Source organism: Massilia sp. CT11-108 (assembly GCF_047302915.1).
Taxonomy (GTDB): domain Bacteria; phylum Pseudomonadota; class Gammaproteobacteria; order Burkholderiales; family Burkholderiaceae_D; genus Telluria; species Telluria orientalis.
Window position 1 is genome coordinate 1 of sequence record NZ_JBKYMO010001387.1, and the last position, 325, is coordinate 325.

At 72.3% G+C, this 325-nt stretch carries 1 protein-coding gene; it reads left to right on the forward strand.

Features of this window, described 5'->3' with window-relative positions; all coding sequences use genetic code 11:
* Positions 1 to 252, forward strand: a 252-nt coding sequence (locus ACEN88_RS34930) for a hypothetical protein (protein ID WP_413347016.1), incomplete at its 5' end; no start/stop codon positions are given.
* Positions 253 to 325 lie beyond the last annotated feature (73 nt).

Genomic DNA, 325 nt, shown 5'->3' on the forward strand with positions numbered 1-325 from the left:
CTGCTGGGCGCCGCCGCCCTGCTCATGCTCGCCTTCGCATTGCCCGCCGCCACCGCGCAGGATGCCCACGCGTCCCGGTCCGCGACGGCGGCGGGCCAGGCGGCGCACGGCACCGACAACGACTCCGCCACGCGGCGCCAGCAGGCCGCCGTCAAGCACGTCAGCGACGCCGTGGGCGTCGTCCATACGATGAGCAACGAGACGGGCATGGCGGCCCTGCTGGGCCGCGGGGGGGGGCCGGGGGCGGTATAACAAAAGCCACCCCACCACACCGACCGACAACTCGAAAGGGGGGGTGTGGGGGAGTAAAAAAAATGTGGGGGGG